The organism is Streptomyces sp. NPDC020845 (assembly GCF_044334165.1).
GTDB lineage: Bacteria > Actinomycetota > Actinomycetes > Streptomycetales > Streptomycetaceae > Streptomyces.
The window spans coordinates 372605-390743 of record NZ_JBIRSJ010000010.1 but is presented as its reverse complement, the minus strand read 5'-3'; the positions used below and the strand labels follow the sequence as shown (position 1 = coordinate 390743).

At 69.5% G+C, this 18139-nt stretch carries 14 protein-coding genes; 10 read left to right on the top strand and 4 right to left on the bottom strand.

Annotation, left to right across the window (positions count from 1 at the left end):
• Positions 1 to 170: 170 nt before the first annotated feature.
• From ACH4U7_RS27825 to ACH4U7_RS27810, 4 genes are all read left to right on the top strand, one after another.
• Positions 171 to 356, top strand: a complete 186-nt coding sequence (locus ACH4U7_RS27825) for an SPOR domain-containing protein (protein ID WP_014176736.1) — start codon at positions 171 to 173, stop codon at positions 354 to 356.
• Between the two features lie 264 nt (positions 357 to 620).
• A complete protein-coding gene (locus ACH4U7_RS27820; RefSeq protein WP_043486881.1) occupies positions 621 to 1016 on the top strand; it encodes a (deoxy)nucleoside triphosphate pyrophosphohydrolase in 396 nt (131 codons plus the stop codon).
• Positions 1017 to 1147: 131 nt separating this feature from the next.
• The gene (locus ACH4U7_RS27815; RefSeq protein ID WP_398530543.1) at positions 1148 to 1603 is read left to right on the top strand and encodes an ATP-binding protein; all 456 of its coding nucleotides are present in this window, start codon (positions 1148 to 1150) and stop codon (positions 1601 to 1603) included.
• A gap of 169 nt (positions 1604 to 1772) precedes the next feature.
• Complete coding sequence (locus ACH4U7_RS27810; RefSeq protein WP_398530542.1) at positions 1773 to 4571, top strand: SpoIIE family protein phosphatase; 2799 nt, start codon at positions 1773 to 1775, stop codon at positions 4569 to 4571.
• Positions 4572 to 4659: 88 nt separating this feature from the next.
• Here ACH4U7_RS27810 and ACH4U7_RS27805 read toward each other — a convergent pair whose 3' ends face one another.
• From ACH4U7_RS27805 to ACH4U7_RS27790, 4 genes are all read right to left on the bottom strand, one after another.
• Positions 4660 to 5430 carry a succinate dehydrogenase/fumarate reductase iron-sulfur subunit gene (locus tag ACH4U7_RS27805; protein ID WP_398530541.1) on the bottom strand — a complete coding sequence of 257 codons (771 nt, stop codon included), beginning with the start codon at positions 5428 to 5430 and terminating at the stop codon, positions 4660 to 4662.
• Positions 5427 to 7403 carry a fumarate reductase/succinate dehydrogenase flavoprotein subunit gene (locus ACH4U7_RS27800; protein ID WP_398530540.1) on the bottom strand — a complete coding sequence of 659 codons (1977 nt, stop codon included), beginning with the start codon at positions 7401 to 7403 and terminating at the stop codon, positions 5427 to 5429. The genes ACH4U7_RS27805 and ACH4U7_RS27800 overlap by 4 nt, the downstream gene beginning before the upstream one ends.
• 17 nt (positions 7404 to 7420) lie before the next feature.
• Positions 7421 to 8266, bottom strand: a complete 846-nt coding sequence (locus ACH4U7_RS27795) for a hypothetical protein (protein ID WP_385620423.1) — start codon at positions 8264 to 8266, stop codon at positions 7421 to 7423.
• Positions 8267 to 8492: 226 nt separating this feature from the next.
• Complete coding sequence (locus tag ACH4U7_RS27790) at positions 8493 to 8777, bottom strand: hypothetical protein (protein WP_398530539.1); 285 nt, start codon at positions 8775 to 8777, stop codon at positions 8493 to 8495.
• Between the two features lie 324 nt (positions 8778 to 9101).
• Between ACH4U7_RS27790 and ACH4U7_RS27785 the strand changes: the two genes are divergently transcribed.
• From ACH4U7_RS27785 to ACH4U7_RS27760, 6 genes are all read left to right on the top strand, one after another.
• Entirely contained in the window at positions 9102 to 11156 is a 2055-nt protein-coding gene (locus ACH4U7_RS27785) for an ABC transporter family substrate-binding protein (protein ID WP_398530538.1), read from the top strand.
• A gap of 93 nt (positions 11157 to 11249) precedes the next feature.
• Positions 11250 to 11906 (top strand): hypothetical protein, encoded by a 657-nt coding sequence (locus tag ACH4U7_RS27780; protein WP_398530537.1) that lies wholly within the window; start codon positions 11250 to 11252, stop codon positions 11904 to 11906.
• 149 nt (positions 11907 to 12055) lie between these two features.
• Positions 12056 to 13951 (top strand): translational GTPase TypA, encoded by a 1896-nt coding sequence (gene typA / locus ACH4U7_RS27775; protein WP_398530536.1) that lies wholly within the window; start codon positions 12056 to 12058, stop codon positions 13949 to 13951.
• Between the two features lie 486 nt (positions 13952 to 14437).
• The gene (locus ACH4U7_RS27770) at positions 14438 to 16084 is read left to right on the top strand and encodes an ABC transporter substrate-binding protein (protein WP_398530535.1); all 1647 of its coding nucleotides are present in this window, start codon (positions 14438 to 14440) and stop codon (positions 16082 to 16084) included.
• 153 nt (positions 16085 to 16237) lie between these two features.
• Positions 16238 to 17164 (top strand): ABC transporter permease, encoded by a 927-nt coding sequence (locus ACH4U7_RS27765; RefSeq protein WP_398530534.1) that lies wholly within the window; start codon positions 16238 to 16240, stop codon positions 17162 to 17164.
• Complete coding sequence (locus ACH4U7_RS27760) at positions 17157 to 18128, top strand: ABC transporter permease (RefSeq protein ID WP_398530533.1); 972 nt, start codon at positions 17157 to 17159, stop codon at positions 18126 to 18128. Before ACH4U7_RS27765 ends, ACH4U7_RS27760 begins: the two co-directional genes overlap by 8 nt.
• The last annotated feature ends 11 nt before the right edge of the window (positions 18129 to 18139 follow it).

Here is an 18139-nt window from a genome sequence, read left to right as displayed (position 1 = left end):
CCGGCCACTCCGCCGATGACCGGCGGCTGGCCGGATGAGTACCTCGTTGTAAGAAGGCGTATCCGGTGCGTGAAGGTTGGGCGTAGGCTCGGGCATATGCGGATCGGGAATTCCTTACCGGAGTCACGGAGGCGTGCGCGGGGGCGCGCCAGATTGGAGGGGGCGGACCGATGAGTGACAGCAATGCCGTCCTGCCATGGCTCGTCATCCGCCAGGACGACAACGGCAATCGCTATCGCGTCGGCCGTTACGCCACCAAGACCGAGGCCCAGGAAGTGGCCGACCGGCTCGACTCGCAGAGCAAGGAGCAGCTCTACGTCGTCGAGCGGACCGCGGCCTCCCGACAGGCCCGCTGAGCGGCCCCCGGCCCTCGCTCCCGCCGCCTTTCACCGTCATCGCCCGCGCCGCATCCCGTGGGACTCCCGTAAGACCGTCCGGCAGTAGGGAGCGCGGGAGAAGGAGGGGGCACCCGCCAGGGCCTGGGGGGAGGGTCGAGGGGCAAGCATGGGCGTGCCCCGTGAGGAGAGCGCAGGGGGCACCTCCCGTGCGGAGCTACGGGGGAGCCGCCCATCGGCACGCGACGCCGCGGGCCTACTGCCGGACGGTCTAAGGTGCGGCACATGACGGTGCGCATGGTGGTGGGCGGAGCGGTGTTCGACCAGGGGCGGCTGCTGGCCGCGCGACGCAGCGCCCCGCCCGAGCTCGCCGGCCGCTGGGAGCTGCCCGGTGGCAAGGCGGAGCCGGGTGAGACGCCGCAGCAGACCCTCGTGCGCGAGCTGCGCGAGGAGCTGGGCGTCGAGGTGCGGCCGCTGGAGCGGCTGCCCGGCGAGTGGACCCTCAAGCCGGGGTACGTCCTGCAAGTGTGGACCGCGGAGCTGTGCTCCGGTGAGCCGCGCCCGCTGGAGGACCACGACGAGCTGCGCTGGCTGCCGCCCGACCGCGTGGACGAGGTCGACTGGCTGGACGAGGACCGTCCGGCGGTGGCCGAGGCGGTACGGCGGCTGCTGAGTGCGTAGGGCCTGCCCTGGCGGCCCGCCTCCGGTCCCGCGCTCATGTACCCGGCGAGACGGTCGACGATACCCCGCCCGGATATCGGGTATGTACTGATTAACCTCCCTGAATCCATGCATTCCGGCAGGGCTTGGACATGTCGGGGGAAGTGATCGGCGTGACGGACGGCGCAGGAGCGGCTGGTTCCGGGCCCGGCCGGCCCGGCTCCGCCGAGTGGGTCCTCCCCGCCGAGCCCGGTGCCGTCCGGGTGGTCCGTTCCCAGGTGCGCGAGGCGCTGGAGTGCTGGGGTCTTGCGCCGCTGGGCGATATGACGGTGTTGCTGGTGAGCGAGTTGGTCACCAATGCGCTGCGGCATGCCAGCGGCCCGATCGGCGTCCGCATGTACGCCCGTCGCGAACGCGCCGCGGGGGGCCCGGTCCTGCTGGTCGAGGTCTCCGACCCGCTCACCGATCCGCCGCGCGAGCGTGTGGCCACCCCGGAGGACGAGAGCGGCCGCGGCCTGCAGTTGGTGGCCCGCTCCGCGCTGCGCTGGGGCGCCCGGGCCGGCGCCACCGGGAAAACGGTGTGGTTCGAGCTGGCTCTGCCCGGTTAAGAGTGTGAGTGAGCGCTGATCTTGAGCGCTTGTCAAAAAGCCAGGACGGAACCTGAATGCGGGCTGAGATAGTGCTGTGATCGTGAAGACCGTACTCCGGATGGCCGAGGTGCTGGATACTCGCTATCTGAGAGCCGGTCGGAGCACCTGAGCCGGAGGGGACGGGCGCATGAGCGAGAAGCCAGCGGGGGCGGATATGCCCGAGGAGGCGGTTGGTTCGCAGATGTCGCCAAAGTCCCGTACATCCTCATCGTCGCGTTCGCCTATCGTGCCCGCCTTGCCTTCCTCGTCGTCATCTTCGTCTTCTGTATCCAGCTCGTCGTCTTTGCCCGTGCCATACCGATCGTCGGAATCCTCACTGTCCTCCGCCCCGTCGGTCTGGCAGAGCAGCCCGCCCGGCTCGATTTACGACTACATCCGGGTCGCCTCCTTCTCGCTGGGGCCCGACGGCCGGATCGCCCAGTGGAGCCGGCGCGCCACCGAGCTCCTTGGTCTGAGCCATGAAGAGGCCATCGGCAAGGACCCGGTGGAGGCGTTCGTACCGCCCGAGCTGCGTGAGGCAAGCCGCCGGACGGTCGCCGACATCCTCGACGGCAGGGAGTGGACCGGACTCGTCCCGTATCACAACCCGCAGGCGCCGCAGGCACATGGCATCGCCGAGGTCTATGTGATGCCGGCCGAGACCGAGCACGGTGAGCGGTCCGCGCTGTGTATCGCCGTGGATGTGACGGCTCTACGGGGGTTGGAGACCGACCTCGCCGCGTCGCAGGCCGTTTTCGGTCAATCTCCGCTCGGTTTCTTTCTCTTCGGCACCGATCTGCGCATGCTTCGCGTCAATGAGCGGTTTGCCACGGTTTTCGGCCGCCCCGCCGAGGCGTATCGCGGCGCCTCCGCGTACGACCTGCTGCCGCGCGGCGAGGCCGACCGGCTCGCCGCCGCCCTGCGCCAAGTCCTCGACAGCGGGCAGTCGCTGACCGATATGCCCATTGTGGGTACCGTGCCCGGCAACCCCGAGCGGCGCCGCTGGTCCATCTCGCTGTACCGGCTGCACAGCGGCTCGGGCCGGCCCATCGGCGTCGCCGGTCTTGCCACCGATGTCACCGGCCGTCGCCGCGCCGAACAGGAAGCCGCGGGCGTACGCCGCAACCTGGCGCTGCTCAATGAGGCGGGGGCCCGAATAGGTACCTCCCTCGACCTGGAGACCACCGCGCGCGAGCTGCTGGACGTGGCCGTACCGCAGTTCTGCGACCTGGCCTCCGTGGACCTCTACCAGGGGCTGCTCGTCGGCGACGAGACCCCGCCCGGACTGGCCGACGGCAGCGCCGAGCTGCGCCGGGTGGCCTTCGCCAGCGCCGTCTCGGCCGGGCCGGTCGGCTTCGGCGACAGCTATCTGTCCAGTGGCGGACCCGGTGGCGACGGAGCCGACGGCGCCACCAAGCCCGTCCAGGTCGGCGAGGTGCACCGCTACCCCTTCAACTCGCCCAGCGCCGTGGCCCTGCGAACCGCCCGCGCCCGCGTCATCCCCGGCCGGGACGGCGGCGAGAGCCTGGAGATGGGCACCATGCTCCAGTCCACCCTGGTGGTGCCGATGGTCGCGCGCGACACGGTCGTCGGCCTCGCCCAGTTCTCCCGCACCAAGGGCAGCGAGCCGTTCGGCGAGCGGGACACCGCCCTGGCCGTGGAGCTGGCCGCCCGCGCGGCCGTCTCCATCGACAACGCCCGCCTCTACCGCAGAGAGCACGAGCGTGCGCTGATACTCCAGCGCAGCCTGCTACCGCCCGGCGACCCGGAGGCCGCCGGGCTCGATATCGCCTGCCGCTATCTGCCGGGCAACACGGCGACCGAGGTGGGCGGCGACTGGTTCGACGTCATCGAACTGCCCGGCCACCGCACGGCCCTGGTGGTCGGCGATGTGATGGGCCGCGGTCTGCGCGCCGCCGTCGCCATGGGCGAGCTGCGCACCGCCGTACGGACCCTCGCCATGCTCGACCTGGAGCCCGCCGAGGTCCTGTCCGCGCTGGACGAGATCGCCGCCGGGCTCGGGGCGCCCGGCGGATCGCACGCCGGAGGCCGGGCGGGCTCGCGCGCCCTCGCCCGCGGCAAGGCCGCCGACGGCTCCTCCGACCTGTCTGGCCTGGCTGAGGTTTACCTGGCCACCTGCGTCTACGCCGTCTACGACCCGGTCACCCGTCGCTGTACGTTCGCCAACGCCGGTCACCCGCCCCCCGTCCTCGTCGAACCGGGCGAATCCGCCCTGCTGATGGAGGTCCCGCCCGGGATGCCGCTGGGCGTCGGCGGCGAACCGTTCGAGGAGATCGAGGTCGAACTCCCCGACGGGGCGCTGCTGGCCCTCTACACCGACGGCCTGGTCGAGTCCCGCGACCACACCCTCGACGAGGGGCTGCAGGCCCTGCGCGCGTCCCTCAACACCCCGGACAGCGTGGTGTCCCTGGAGGACGTCTGCGACCACGTGCTGTCCACCCTGGACACCCACCACGGCGAGGACGACATCGCCCTGCTGATGGCCAGGATGCAGGGTCTGTCGGCGGAGTCGGTCGGGGACTGGCAGCTGCCCAGCGAGCCCAAGTCGGTCGGCCGCGCCCGTGAACTGGCCCGGCAGCAGCTGGAGTCCTGGGGCATGGACGAACTGGTGGACACCACCGAGCTGCTGGTGAGCGAGCTGGTCACCAACGCCCTGCGGTACGGCGAGGGCGAGATCCGGCTGCGTCTGCTGCTGGACCGCACGCTGGTCTGCGAGGTCTGGGACAGCGGCCTGGTCCAGCCCCGGCGCCGCCGCGCCCGCGACACCGACGAGGGCGGGCGCGGGCTGCAGCTGGTCGGCCTGCTCAGCGCGGGCTGGGGCAGCCGGCGCACGCCGCACGGCAAGACGGTCTGGTTCGAGCTGGCGCTGCCCAACGGGCAGTCGTCCGGCCCGGACTCGGTGGAGGCGCTGCTGAGCATGTGGTGACGGGCCGGGCACCTCTTTTTGTGGCTCGGTTCTCCCCCAGCTACCGCTGGGAGGTGCCCCTGCCCGGGCCCGGCCCGTCCGCAAACAATCAGGACTCGCGGCGGCGGATCTTGTTGCCCAGCCAGACCAGCGGGTCGTACTTACGGTCCACCGCCCGCTCCTTGAGCGGGATCAGCGCATTGTCCGTGATCTTGATCCCCTCCGGGCAGACCTCGGTGCAGCACTTGGTGATGTTGCAGTAGCCCAGACCGTGCTCCTCCTGGGCCGTGCGCTTGCGGTCGAGACCGGTCTCTGCCGCCCCGTCCAGCGGATGCATATCCAGTTCGGCGACCCGCATCAGGAACCGGGGCCCGGCGAAGACCTGTTTGTTCTCCTCGAAGTCGCGCACCACATGACAGGTGTCCTGGCACAGGAAGCACTCGATGCACTTGCGGAACTCCTGGGACCGCCCCACGTCCTCCTGCCACATCCGGTACTCGCCCGGCCCCAGGCCCTCCGGCGGTACGAAGGACGGCACCTCGCGCGCCTTCTCGTAGTTGAACGACACATCGGTCACCAGGTCCCGTACGACCGGAAAGGCGCGCAGCGGGGTGATGGTGAGCGTCTCGTCGCGGCCGAAAACCGACATCCGGGTCATGCACATGAGCCGGGGCCGCCCGTTGATCTCGGCGCTGCAGGAGCCGCACTTGCCCGCCTTGCAGTTCCAGCGGACCGCCAGGTCCGGGGCCTGGGTCGCCTGGATCCGGTGGACGATGTCCAGAACGACCTCCCCCTCGTTGACCTCGACGTGGAAGTCCTTCAGACCGCCGCCTTCCACATCGCCCCGCCACACCTTGAAGTGGGCCTCGTACGCGCTCACTGGCTCAGCTCCTCGTCCGTCAGGTACTTCGCCAGCTCGTCCTTCTCGAACAGGCCGAGCAGATCGGGCCGGATGGGCGGGGTCAGGCGGCGCTCCAGCCGGATCTGGCCCTGGCGCGCGTCCGGCGCGGCCGGCTCGCCGGAGGGGTCGGCGAGTCGGCACACCAGGTTGACCGGCCGCCACTCGCGGTCCATCTCCGGATAGTCGTCGCGGGTGTGCCCGCCGCGGCTCTCGGTCCGCTCCAGCGCGGCGCGCGCCACGCACTCGCTGACCAGCAGCATGTTGCGCAGATCGATGGCCAGGTGCCAGCCCGGGTTGAACTGCCGGTGCCCCTCCACCCCGGCGCGCCGCGCCCGCACCCGCAGGGCGGCCAGGCGGTGCAGCGCCTCCTCCATCTCGCCGGCCTTCCTGATGATGCCGACCAGGTCGTTCATGGTCTGCTGGAGCTCCTGGTGGAGCGTGTACGGATTCTCGGCCGGAACCGTGGACTGAGGTGCCCGGCTCGAGGGGTCGCCGCCCTCCGCGCTGAACGGGCGCAGCGCCTCGGCCGCCGCCAGGTCGATCTGCGCGTCGTCCGGTGTCGGTCGCCGCTCCGCCGTGGCAGTCTCCGCGGCCGTCTCGTCCGCGTACCGGGCCGCGTGCAGCCCCGCGCGCCGGCCGAAGACCAGCAGGTCGGAGAGGGAGTTGCCGCCCAGCCGGTTGGAGCCGTGCATCCCGCCCGCGACCTCGCCGGCGGCGAACAGCCCTGGCACTCCGGTCGCGGCCGTGGTGTCCGGGTCGACGTCCACGCCGCCCATCACGTAGTGGCAGGTCGGGCCGACCTCCATGGGCTCGGCGGTGATGTCGACGTCCGCCAGCTCCTTGAACTGGTGGTGCATGGAGGGCAGCCGCCGCTTGATGACCTCGGCGGGCATCCGGGTGGAGACATCGAGGAAGACCCCGCCGTGCGGGGAGCCGCGGCCCGCCTTGACCTCGGAGTTGATGGCGCGGGCGACCTCGTCGCGGGGGAGCAGTTCGGGCGGGCGGCGGTTGTGGTCCGGGTCCTCGTACCAGCGGTCGCCCTCGTCCTCGGTCTGGGCGTACTTCTCCTTGAACACATCCGGGATGTAGTCGAACATGAAGCGCTTGCCCTCGCTGTTGCGCAGCACCCCGCCGTCGCCGCGCACCGACTCGGTCACCAGGATGCCCTTGACCGAGGGCGGCCAGACCATACCGGTCGGGTGGAACTGCACGAACTCCATGTTCACCAGCGGCGCCCCGGCCAGCAGCGCCAGTGCGTGGCCGTCGCCGGTGTACTCCCATGAGTTGGACGTCACCTTGAAGGATTTGCCGATGCCGCCGGTGGCCAGCACCACCGCGGGGGCCTCGATGGTGAAGAAGCGGCCGGACTCGCGCTCGTAGCCGAAGACCCCGGCGACCCGCTCGCCCGCCTCGTCCTTCAGGACACGGGTGACCGTGCACTCCTGGAAGACCTTCAGCCGCGCCTCGTAGTCGCCGAACTCGGCCTTGTCCTCCTGCTGCAGGGAGACGATCTTCTGCTGGAGGGTGCGGATCAGCTCCAGGCCGGTGCGGTCGCCGACATGGGCGAGGCGCGGATACTCATGGCCGCCGAAGTTCCGCTGGGAGATCTTTCCGTCGGCGGTGCGGTCGAAGAGCGCACCCCAGGTCTCCAGCTCCCAGACCCGGTCCGGGGCCTCCTGCGCGTGCAGCTCCGCCATCCGCCAGTGGTTGAGGAACTTTCCGCCGCGCATGGTGTCTCTGAAGTGCACCTGCCAGTTGTCACCCTCGTTGACATTGCCCATGCTGGCGGCGATGCCGCCCTCGGCCATCACGGTGTGGGCCTTGCCGAAGAGCGATTTGCAGATGACGGCGCAGCGCTTGCCCTGTTCGCGCGCTTCGATCGCGGCCCGTAGCCCGGCGCCGCCGGCGCCGATCACGACCACGTCCCACGACTGCCGTTCGACTTGGGTCATCTTGTTGGGCACCTCTCCTAGAAAAAGCGCGGGTCGTCGAAGGCGCCGCTGGCCACCAGATAGACGTAGAAGTCGGCCACGGCGACGCTCACCAGCGACGCCCAGGCCAGCTGCATATGGCGGGCGTTGAGCTTGCTGACCCAGCCCCATAGGCGGTAGCGCACCGGATGCCGGGAGAAGTGCTTGAGCCGGCCGCCGACGATATGCCGGCAGGAGTGGCAGGAGAGGGTGTACGCCCAGATCAGCGCGATGTTGACGAGCAGCACCAGGGTGCCGAGGCCCATATGGCCCCACCGGCCGTGCTCGTCGCGGAAGCCGAGCACCGTGTCGTAGCTGAGGATCCCGGCGACGATCACCGCGAAGTAGAAGAAGTAGCGGTGGATGTTCTGCAGGATCAGCGGGAAGCGGGTCTCGCCGGAGTACTTGGCGCGTGGCTCGGGGACCGCGCAGGCCGGGGGCGAGGCCCAGAAGCCCCGGTAATACGCCTTGCGGTAGTAGTAGCAGGTCAGCCGGAAGCCCAGCGGGAAGATCAGGATCAGCAGGGCGGGGGACAGGCCCCACCACGCGCCGAAGATCTCCCAGTTCGCGCCGCCCTTCATGGGCACGCAGTTCTGCGCGACGCAGGGCGAGTAGAACGGCGAGACATACGGCTCGGCGTAGTAGTCGTCTCCGGAGAAGGCCCGCCAGGTCGAGTAGACGACGAAGGCGAAAAGACCGGCGGCGGTCGCCGCGGGCGAGAGCCACCAGCGGTCGGTGCGCAGATGGCGGGCCGGGACGGCGGCGCGCGACGGCGCGTGTACGCCGTGCGTGGCGGGGTCTTTTCCGGAGGCCGTACGGGCCTGGGGGTCGGTGCCTGTGGCCAAAGGGGACTCCGTGGTGGAGTGTGCGGGTGGGTGATGGGGCGGCACTCACGCGGCGTGAGGGCGGGACACCTCGGGGAGAGCGCCATGCGTCAGCTGCCGGGTCGCCTCGTGGCGCGTCGCCCGCTGGGGCCTGGCGCCGGGTGCCGGGTCGCCCCGTGGGGCGGGTCCGCCTGGTGGGGCGGGTCCGCCTGGTGGGGCGGGGCGCCGGTTACGCCGCGTGCGCGCCTCAGGGCGCGTGGCGGTCGCGCGCGCCGAGCCCCTCGTCGTCGACGTCCAACCAGAGCGCGCTGTTGTACGGCGCGTCGGGGACCAGCACCATCTCGGGGCTCGACCGCTCGCCGGGGGTGGTCGCGCGCAGCAGGGCCAGGCTTTCGCGCAGATGGTCCGCGTCGGTACGGACGCGACGTATCTCCAGGCCCCCGGGGCCGACTGCCTGTTCCAGCCGGTGGACGGAGCGGACCAGATCGTCGAGACAGCGCTGGACGGCCGTCAAGTCGTCGTTCAAGGACATGACTTGCCCTCACTTCCGCGGTTGCGGTTGGCGACGCTCATGCGACAGCGAGTGTTACGCGTCATGGTCGCGGTTGGGAAGGGATCTGTCGGGATTGGCGCGGCCACCGGAGCGAAGGCACCTTCGCGCGCGGGGGTACGCGCCCACCGGATTGACCCGCTCGGGTGATCCTTTCCCCTCCATGGCCGTCTCGGCGTGCTGTTTCCTGAACCGTCGCTTTGAGTGAGGAGTATATGCGATGAGCGTCACAATATGCCAAATATGCACAATTCCGGCTCGCCCGGCCCGTCCGGCCGAGCAGGCCCACCCCGGAGGTACCGCGCCATGTCCATCGCCAAGCGCCGCCGTGTCGTGCTGCTCGCCGCGGGAGTGCTGCTGCCGCTGCCCTGGGCGAGCGGATGCAGCTCCGGCGGCGACGACAGCTCGCCCGCCGCCGCCCGACGGGACGTGGGCACGGCCGCCCGCGACCGGGTGGCCGATACGGGGACGCTGCGCTGGGCCCTGGACGCGGCGCCAGGGACGTTCAACGCCTTCCAGACCAACGCCGACAGCGGCACCCAGCGGATCGCCGGCGCCGTCCTGCCGTCCCTGTTCACCCTGGACGGCCAAGGCCGCCCGCAGCGCAACTCCGACTATCTCCAGGCCGCCGACGTGGTGGACCGCGAGCCCAAGCAGGTCGTGCGCTACAAGCTCAACCCGAAGGCCGTGTGGACCGACGGGCGCACGATCGGCGCCGAGGACTTCACCGCCCAGTGGAAGGCGCTGCGCGGTGCGGACGGCGCGTACTGGACGGCCCGCAACGCCGGGTACGACCGCATCGCCAAGGTCGAGCCCGGCGACGGGGAGCACGAGGTCGAGGTCACCTTCGCCAAGCCGTACGCGGACTGGCGCTCGCTGTTCACCCCGCTCTACCCGAAGAGCGTGATGAGCGACCCGACGGCCTTCAACGACGGGCGGCGCCGGGGGCTCGCGGTCAGCGCGGGACCGTTCATGATGCGCAGCATCACGGGTGGTACGAAGAGCGTCACGCTGGTGCGCAACCCCCGCTGGTGGGGTGACCGGGCCCGGCTCGACAAGCTGGTCTTCAAGGCCGTACCGGTCAAGGACAGGCCCGCCGCGCTGCTGGCCGGGAAGCTCGATCTGGCCGAGGTCGACCGGGCCATGGCCGAGCGGATCCAGGACGCGGCCGAGGTGCCCAAGAAGAAGGGCAAGACGGAGGGGAAGGCACAGAAGGCGGAGAACGGGAAGCGGGGGACGGACAAACAGGCGGCGGCCGAGCCGTCGGCCCAGCACGGGGCCGAGGCCGGGACGGACCTGGCGGCGGGCGGCCGGAACGCGGCCGACGCGATGCGCGCCTGGGCGGAGGAGAACTCCTCCAAGGAGGCGCGGGCCGAGAAGGCGGCCCTGCGCAGGCTTGTCGTGCGCAAGGCCCTGGAGCCCGCGTACACCCAGCTCGCCCTGAACGGCGCCAAGGGCCCGCTCGCCGACGAGCGGGTGCGCCGCGCCGTGGCCCGCGCGATCGACCGCAAGGACCTCGCGAAGCTGGTGCTGGGGCCCCTGGGGCTGCCCGCCAAGCCGCTCGGCAACCATCTGCTGATGGCCGGCCAGCAGGGCTACAAGGACCACAGCGGCGCCCTCGGCGGCAAGGACACCCACGCCGCCCAGGCCCTGCTCGCCGACGCCGGCTGGCGCGCCGCCCCGGCCTCGGCCCGGCAGAAGGCGCTCGGCGCCAAGACGGACGACCAGGGCCACGACGCCGCCCGGGACGGCGGGAAGCGCGACGGTGGCCGGGGCGCGGGCCCCGACGCGGGCGACGCGGGCCGCTCCGGGCGCGCCCCAGCGGCCGTGGTGCGCAAGCACGGCCAGCCGCTCGAGCTGCGCTTCGTGGTGCCGACCGGCGCCGGCACCGCCCCGCTGGGCAAGGTCAGCGCGCGCATCGCGCGGATGCTGGAGGCGATCGGCGTCCGCGCCAAGATCACCAAGGTTTCGGGCAGCGGCTACTTCAAGGACCACATCGCCTCCGGCAACTACGACCTCGCCCTCTACTCCTGGCCCGCCAGCGCCTACCCCGCCACCGACGCCCGCCCGATCTACGCCAAGCCGCAGCCCGCCGCCGACGGCTCGCTGGTCGTCGAGCAGAACTACACCCGGGTGGGCACGGACCAGATCGACCAGCTCTTCGACGAGGCCGTCGCCGAGCTTGACTCCGGCTCCTCCCGGACCCTGGTCAGCCGCGCGGACGCGCGGATCTGGGCGGCGGCCGGGTCCATCCCGCTCTACCAGCGCCCCCAACTGGTCGCGGCCGGAAAGACGGTGGTCAACGCGGGCGCCTTCGGCTTCGCCACCCCGCGCTACCAGGACATCGGCTTCCGCAAGTAACCCTCAGGACTGTCTCAACTCCCTTGTCCGGTACGCCGGTCGACGCGAAGTATGGTGCGTGATCACGACACCGGACACGCGGGGGAAGACGACATGAAGCGTGGATTGACCACGGCGGTCGCGGCCGTAGCGATCATGACGGGGGCCGCGGGCTGTACGTCGGGCGGCTCCGATGATGCCGCCCGCGGCGGCTCTCAGAACACTGCGGCCAAAGGGCAGAACATCGCGGCCCAAAAGGCGTGCGCCGACGGCACGTACACCTGGCTGAACGTCTCCCGGCGCCCGGCGGTGACCGATATGGCGGTCGCCACCAAGGTCAAGAGGGGCGGCAAGGTCAGTACCGATGGTGTCGAGACGGTGGCCCGCTACACCGTGTCCGTCCGGACACAGGGCGCGACCCTGCCCGAGAAGCAGTCGATCCGCAGTCTGGCCCAGCAGGCGAAGCCGGTCGTCCCCCTGGCCGACCGTATCGGGCAAACGACCGCGTACGACAAGGACAAGGACTCCTCCTACGGCGAGGCCGGCCTACCTGGCCGCTATGTCATGGCCCGCGCGTACGACCTGGTCGAGGCCGATTTCCGCTATGCCTGCGGGGACGAGACGGTCAGCTCCGGCCACGTGGTGACCTGGGACGACGCCGCAATCGAGATCATCCTGGCGTGCGGCGAGAAGCTGGACAAGAAGGCGAGCGGCGGCGCGCGCGAGGCCGCCAGGCTGGGCTGCCGCGAGGGCGACCGCGCGCGGGCCTGAGTCCGATCCCCCCCGGCCCGGGTACGGGCGGGGCGGGCGTTACCGCCCCGTCCACGTACCATGGGGTGAGGCCGTGGCGTGATCTGCCCGGCAGGCGGGCGTGCCGGACCCGGCGCGCCGCCATCCACGATTCCGGGAGAAGCGCCGCAGTGCCCACGCGCCACGACATCCGTAACGTTGCCATCGTCGCCCACGTCGACCACGGCAAGACGACCCTCGTCGATGCCATGCTCAAGCAGGCCGGCGCGTTCGCCGCCCACCAGCACGTGGACGACCGGGTCATGGACTCCAACGACCTGGAGCGCGAGAAGGGCATCACCATTCTCGCCAAGAACACCGCCGTCAAGTACCACCCGGCGGACGGCGGGGACCCCGTCACCATCAACATCATCGACACCCCCGGCCACGCCGACTTCGGCGGTGAGGTCGAGCGCGGTCTGTCCATGGTCGACGCGGTGGTGCTGCTGGTGGACGCCTCCGAGGGCCCGCTGCCGCAGACCCGCTTCGTGCTGCGCAAGGCGCTGCAGGCCAAGCTGCCGGTCATCCTGTGCATCAACAAGACCGACCGCCCGGACGCCCGGATCGACGAGGTCGTCAACGAGACGTACGACCTCTTCCTGGATCTGGACGCGACCGAGGAGCAGATCGAGTTCCCGATCGTCTACGCCTGCGCCCGCGACGGCGTGGCCTCGCTGAACAAGCCGGAGGACGGCACCGTCCCGGCCGACAGTGACAATCTGCAGCCGTTCTTCTCCACCCTCCTGGAGACGATCCCGGCCCCCGAGTACGACGCCAGCGCCCCCCTCCAGGCCCATGTCACCAACCTGGACGCGGACAACTTCCTCGGCCGTATCGCGCTGCTCCGCGTCGAGCAGGGCGAGCTGAAGAAGGGGCAGACCGTCGCCTGGATCAAGCGTGACGGCTCGGTCTCCAACGTCCGGATCACCGAGCTGCTGATGACCGAGGCGCTGACCCGTAAGCCCGCCGAGGTCGCCGGGCCCGGCGACATCTGCGCGGTCGCGGGCATCCCGGAGATCATGATCGGCGAGACCCTGGCCGACCCCGAGAACCCGATCGCCCTCCCGCTGATCACGGTCGACGAGCCGGCCATCTCGATGACCATCGGGACCAACACCTCGCCGCTGGTCGGCCGGGGCCCCGGCGGCAAGGGCGCGGACAAGTCGGCCGTGAAGGACCGCAAGGTCACCGCGCGCCTGGTCAAGGACCGCCTGGAGCGCGAGCTGATCGGCAATGTCTCGCTGCGCGTGCTGCCCACCGACCGCCCGGACGCCTGGGAGGTCCAGGGCCGGGGCGAGCTGGCGCTGGCGATCCTGGTGGAGACCATGCGCCGGGAGGGCTTCGAGCTGACCGTCGGCAAGCCGCAGGTGGTCACCCGGGAGATCGAGGGCAAGGTCCACGAGCCGATCGAGCGCATCACCATCGATGTGCCCGAGGAGCACATGGGTGCGGTCACTCAGCTCATGGGCACCCGCAAGGGCCGGATGGACAATATGTCCAACCACGGCTCCGGGTGGGTCCGTATGGAGTTCATCGTGCCCTCCCGCGGTCTCATCGGCTTCCGTACGGAATTCCTGACCCAGACCCGGGGCACCGGTATCGCGCACTCCATCCACGAGGGCCATGAGCCCTGGTTCGGCGAGCTCAAGACCCGTAACAACGGCTCGCTGGTGGCCGACCGCTCGGGCGTGGTGACCGCCTTCGCGATGACCAACCTCCAGGAGCGCGGCACGCTGTTCGTCTCCCCGGGCACCGAGGTGTACGAGGGCATGATCGTCGGCGAGAACTCCCGCTCCGACGACATGGACGTGAACATCACCAAGGAGAAGAAGCTCACCAATATGCGGTCCTCGACGGCGGATGTGACCGAGTCCCTGGTCCCGCCGCGGATGCTCTCGCTGGAGCAGTCCCTGGAGTTCTGCCGCGACGACGAGTGCGTCGAGGTGACCCCGGAGACGGTCCGTATCCGCAAGCTGGTGCTGGACCAGAAGGACCGCGCCAGGACGGCCGCCCGCGCGAAGCGCTAACGCAAAAGCACCAGCAAAAGTAATACCGGCCGATTACCTGGAGTAATCGGCCGGTAAGGCGTCCTGCATATGCCAACAGCCCGGAATTCCTGCCCATGGAGGGCGGGATCCGGGCTCTTGTCATGTCAGCAAGATGTCAGTCAAGCTCTTATTCGGCGATCATCGTCCGATTATCGGTGACTGCGCTCCGCATGATGTGTTAACAGTCCGTTTCGCGTGTGTCTGTCTGCGGCAGTTTTGTCCGGATTTCGAAGCTCCGCGCGTAGATCTCGTGACCAAAGCGAGACCCTTTAAGTGTGGTTTACGGGACTGTCGTGCTCAATTATGGGGTCCGTTGGGCTCGGGTCGATGGGTCACGCGCTGTGGGGAGCGCCGGCCTGCGAGCACACGGGGGGGTTCCGGTCCCTTTCGCTGTCAGGGGTGTCAGCGTGTCTCCGGCGGCCCCTTTTTTTCGTAGTGACAGTGGACTCCTGAGGAGGCAAACCCATGCGCGGTGCGATGAGCGCCAAGTGGGTCGCGATGGCGGCGGTTGTGGCGCTGGCCGCAACCGCCTGTGGCGGCGGCGACGACGGTGACAGCGGCAGCAAGGACATGAACAAGGGGACGGCGGACCCGAAGGGGATCCTGACCGCCCAGCTGAGCGAGCCGCAGAACCCGCTGCAGCCGGCGAACGCCAAGGAGAGCCAGGGCAGCCGCGTCATCCGCGCGGTGTTCTCCCAGCTGGTGGGCTATGAGCCGGGCACCGGCAAGCTCACCTACGTCAACGCCGAGTCCGTCACCCCGAACAAGGACTCCTCGGTCTGGACCGTCAAGCTCAAGCCGGGCTGGAAGTTCCACAACGGCGAGGCCGTGACCGCCCAGTCCTACGTGGACTCCTGGAACTGGTCGGCCAACGTCAAGAACAACCAGACCAACTCCAGCTGGTTCCAGGACATCAAGGGTTACGCGGATGTCCACCCGGACAAGGGTGACCCCAAGTCGGACAAGATGTCCGGCCTGAAGGTCATCAACGACAACGAGTTCAAGATCGAGCTGTCCAGCTCGGTCTCGTACTTCGCCTACAAGCTCGGCTACGACGTCTGGTCCCCGCTGCCCAAGGAGTTCTTCAAGGACCCCAAGGCCGCCGGTGAGCACCCGATCGGCAACGGTCCCTACAAGTTCGTCTCCTGGGACCACAAGAAGATGATCAAGGTCCGGTCGTTCGCCGGCTACCAGGGCCCGGACAAGCCCAAGAACGGCGGCATCGACTTCGTCAACTACACCACCGCCGACGCCGCCTACTCCGCCCTGCGCTCCGACACCCTCGACTGGATCGAGCAGATCCCCACCACCGCGCTCACCAACTACAAGAGCGACCTGGGCGCCCGCGCGATCGACCAGGAGTACTCGGCGGTCCAGTCGATCGTCCCGGCCTTCTACACCAAGCAGTTCAAGGACATCGACCCCAAGGTCATCCAGGGTCTGTCGATGGCGATCGACCGTGACACGATCACCAAGACCGTGCTGCACGGCTCGCGCACCCCGGCCGACAGCTATGTCGCCCGCGGCGTGCTCGGCTACAAGGCGGGCGCGCTCAAGGAGCAGGTCACCTACGACCCGAAGAAGGCCAAGGAACTGGTCAAGGAGGGTGGCGGCGTCCCGGGCAACAAGATCTCCATCCAGTACAACGCCGACCAGCCGCACAAGGAATGGGTCGACGCGGTCTGCAACAGCATCCGCAAGGCCCTCAGCATCGAGTGCGTGGGCGACTCCAAGCCGGACTTCCAGGCCGACCTGAACGCCCGTGACAAGCACCAGGTCAAGTCGATGTACCGCGGTGGCTGGGTGCTCGACTACCCGGTCAACTCCAACTTCATGCGTGACCTGTACGGCTCCACCGCCGCCGGTAACACCAGCGGCTACTCCAACAAGGAGTTCGACGAGCTCTCCTCGAAGGCCGACAAGGCCGCCACGCTGGACGAGACCGTCAAGCTGTACCAGCAGGCAGAGCAGGTCCTCGCCAAGGACATGCCGGCGATCCCGCTGTGGTTCTACAAGGTCAACAGCGGCCAGTCCAAGAACGTCCTCGGGAAGATCCCGTACGGCCAGGACGGTGACCCCATCTTCACCAACGTCCAGGTGAAGAAGAAGTAAGCATCGGGACCGCCGGCCGGTGTCGCCGCTCCCCCTCACCCCGGGGAGCGGCGACACCGGCTCGCAGGCGTCAAGGCCCCGCCCCTTGTCCCCCCACCCGGTGGCTGTAGACGAGACGAGGCCTTCGCCGCCCCCCAACGGCATGGAGGCATAATGGGGCGCTACGTCCTCAGACGACTGCTCCAGATGATCCCGGTGTTCATCGGGACAACTCTGTTGATTTTCCTTATGGTCCACGTTCTCCCCGGCGACCCCATCAGGGCGATGTGGGGCGACAAGGCCGCGGACCCCGCGCAGGTCGTGCAGCTGCGCCACAAGTTCGGACTCGACAAGCCCCTGTGGCGGCAGTACGTCGACTACATGGGCAACCTGTTCCAGGGCGACTTCGGTGAGACGTTCGGCGGCCGCCCGGTCCTCGACGAGATCACCCAGGCGTTCCCGGTGACCCTCCGCCTCGCGGGGGTGGCCCTCGCCATCGAGATGATCATCGGCATCGGGCTCGGCGCCTGGGCCGGGCTCAAGGCCGGCAAGGCCGTGGACACCGGCGTGCTGATCTTCACCCTCATCGTCATCGCGATGCCGGTGTTCGTCCTCGGCTACCTCGCCCGGTTCCTCTTCGCGGACGAACTCCAGTGGCTGCCGCCCAACGTCCAGGACTCCACCAACCTGGAGCAACTGCTGCTGCCAGGCTTCGTCCTCGGGATGCTGTCCATGGCGTATGTGGCCCGGCTGACCCGCACCACCTTCGCGGAGAACCTGCGCGCCGACTACATGCGCACCGCGCTCGCCAAGGGCCTGCCGCGCCGCCGTATCGTCGGCGTCCACCTGCTGCGCAACTCGCTCATTCCGGTGATCACCTTCCTCGGCACCGACGTGGGCAGCCTCGTCGGCGGCGCGGTCGTGACCGAGGGCATCTTCAACGTCCAGGGTGTCGGGAACCTGCTGTACACCGCTCTCGTGCAGCGCGAGGGCGTCACGATCGTCGGCATCGTCACTGTCCTCGTTCTCATCATCCTGTTGATCAACCTGCTGGTCGACCTGCTGTACGCGGTCCTGGACCCGAGGATCCGTTATGCCTGACGTGACCAAGACCAAGCCCGAGAAGGGCACGACGCTCGACGCCGCGCCCGCGCATACCCGCGCGGACGCCGTCCTGGCCGCCGGGCCCGCGCCTCAGGGCAAGCCGCGCTCCCTGTGGGGCGACGCCTGGTACGAGCTGCGCCACCGCCCGATGTTCTGGGTCTCGGCGGTCCTGCTGGTGCTGCTGCTCCTGATCGCCGCCTTCCCCGGTGTTTTCACCGGCGCCGACCCGCGCGACGGCGATCTGACCAAGCACTTCCTGACCAAGCCGGAGCTGACGCACTTCTTCCAGGCGGACTGGTTCGGCTACGACGGCCAGGGGCGTTCGATCTACGCGCGTGTCATCTACGGCACCCGCGCCTCGATCCTGGTCGGTGTCGGCACCACCCTCGCCGTCACGATCGTCGGCGGGGTGCTCGGCATGCTGGCGGGCTACTTCGGCGGGTGGATCGACACGATCATCTCCCGGGTCACCGACATCTTCTTCGGCCTGCCGTTCCTGCTCGGCACCATGGTCGTGATGAACGCCTTCACCGAGCGCAAGGTGTACGTCGTCATCGGCGCCCTGGCGTTCCTCGGCTGGACCACCATCGCACGCGTCACGCGCAGCTCGGTGATCACCGCCAAGCAGGCGGACTACGTGGTGGCGGCGCGCGCCCTCGGCGCCGGTACGCCCAGGATCCTGCTGCGCCATGTGCTGCCGAACGCGATCGCCCCGACGATCGTCGTCGCGACGATCGCCCTCGGTGCGTACATCTCCGCCGAGGCCACGCTGTCCTACCTGGGCCTGGGCCTCGCCGATCCGACGGTCTCCTGGGGCGTCGACATCTCGTCGGCCAAGGACGCCATCCGCGACAACCCGCATGTGATGCTGTTCCCGGCCGGGATGCTGAGCCTGACGGTCTTCGCGTTCATCATGCTCGGCGACGCGGTGCGCGACGCCCTCGACCCCAAGCTGCGCTGAGGAGGGCGTAC